The sequence below is a fragment of the Streptomyces fuscigenes genome (genome assembly GCF_021556455.1).
GTDB classification, from domain to species: domain Bacteria; phylum Actinomycetota; class Actinomycetes; order Streptomycetales; family Streptomycetaceae; genus Streptomyces; species Streptomyces fuscigenes.
In genome coordinates, this window is sequence record NZ_JAKGCV010000725.1 from 1 (window position 1) to 1,642 (window position 1,642).

Sequence of the window (1,642 nt, forward strand, 5' to 3'; positions counted from 1 at the left end):
CCGGAAGGACCCGGCGGCCGGACGGTGGCGGGCGTGCCCGCGGCGACGGGCGCGGGCATGTGCGCCCGTGACGCCTCCGCACGCTCGCACGGACGGGTGCGCGACCCGGCGGGCGCGCGTGGCAGGATCGGTACACGGCCACCGAACGGGCCGGTGCGGCCGCCGCCCCGGCCGCCCCGCAGCAGGAGCAGGAGACGACAGCGACGATGCGTATCGGAATTCTCACCGCGGGCGGGGACTGCCCGGGACTGAACGCCGTCATCCGGTCCGTCGTGCACCGCGCGATGGCCGAGCACGGTGACGAGGTCATCGGCTTCGAGGACGGCTTCAAGGGGCTGCTGGACGGCCACTTCCGCCCGCTCGACCTGAACGCCGTCAGCGGCATCCTCGCCCGGGGCGGCACGATCCTCGGCTCGGCCCGGCTCGAACGGGACCGGCTGCGCGAGGCCGCGGAGAACTGCCGGGAGCTCGCCACCCGCTACGGCATCGACGTCCTCATCCCGATCGGCGGCGAGGGCACGCTCACCGCGGCCCGGCTGCTGTCCGACGCGGGCATGCCCGTCGTCGGAGTGCCGAAGACCATCGACAACGACATCCACTCCACGGACCGCACCTTCGGCTTCGACACGGCCGTCGGCGTCGCCACCGAGGCCATAGACCGCCTCAAGACCACGGCCGAGTCGCACCAGCGGGTGATGGTCGTGGAGGTCATGGGCCGGCACGCGGGCTGGATCGCCCTGGAGTCCGGCATGGCCGGCGGCGCGCACGGCATCTGCCTGCCCGAGCGGCCCTTCGAGGTCGACAAGCTGGTCAAGATGGTCCGGGAGCGCTTCGAACGCGGCAAGAAGTTCGCCGTGATCTGCGTCGCCGAGGGAGCCCACCCGGCGGCGGGCAGCATGGACTACCGCCGCGGCGAGATCGACCAGTTCGGCCACGAGCGCTTCCAGGGCATCGGCAACCGCCTGGCCGCGGAACTCGAACACCGCCTCGGCACCGAGGCCAAGCCCGTCATCCTGGGCCACGTCCAGCGCGGCGGCACCCCCACGGCCTACGACCGCGTCCTCGCCACCCGCTTCGGCTGGCACGCCGTCGAGGCGGCGCACCGGGGCGAGTTCGGCCGGATGACCGCGCTGCGCGGCACGGCGATCGAGATGGTGCCGCTCGCCGAGGCGGTCACCCGCCTCAAGACCGTGCCGGAGAGCCGGATGGTCGAGGCCGAGTCGGTCTTCTGACCGCGCCCGTCCCCGCGGGGCGGACCGCTCGTCTGCGCGGCGGGACGCGTCCGCGAGGACGTGTGCGAGGGGCGCGCTCCGGCGCGGGAGAGGCCCCCGTTGCCGGGCACCACGGCATGCGCAGGCCGGGACGCCGCGACGCCGGGCGCCCGTCGCGCGGGCATGGCAGTTCGCGGAGGCCCGGGGCCCGGACGACAGCGCCCGGACGACGGCGCCCGGACGACGGCGTGCGCCTGCCGTCGCCCTGCCCTCCCGGCCCGCTCAGCGCCGCTCGGCGGACCAGCGGTACTGCAGCTCCGGGCGGCCGACCTGGCCGTACCGGGGGCTGCGCTCGGCCCGGCCGCCCGTGACCAGGTGTTCCAGGTAGCGCCGGGCCGTGATCCGCGAGATGCCCACGTCGACGGCGAGTT

Annotated in this window: 1 protein-coding gene and 1 pseudogene; one reads left to right on the forward strand and one right to left on the reverse strand. The window is 75.2% G+C overall.

The annotated features are described in order from the left end of the window. The first annotated feature begins 206 nt into the window (after positions 1-206). Entirely contained in the window at positions 207-1,232 is a 1,026-nt protein-coding gene (locus tag L1885_RS28100; protein WP_235799960.1) for an ATP-dependent 6-phosphofructokinase, read from the forward strand. A gap of 261 nt (positions 1,233-1,493) precedes the next feature. Here the strand turns inward: L1885_RS28100 and L1885_RS28105 are convergent. After that, positions 1,494-1,642 (reverse strand): annotated as a pseudogene (locus L1885_RS28105) (two-component system response regulator); the annotation flags it as partial.

Bases quoted from the DNA above. Each gene is read 5' to 3' on its own strand.
- L1885_RS28100 (WP_235799960.1), top strand. From the start codon at position 207: ATGCGTATCGGAATTCTCACCGCGGGCGGGGACTGCCCGGGACTGAAC.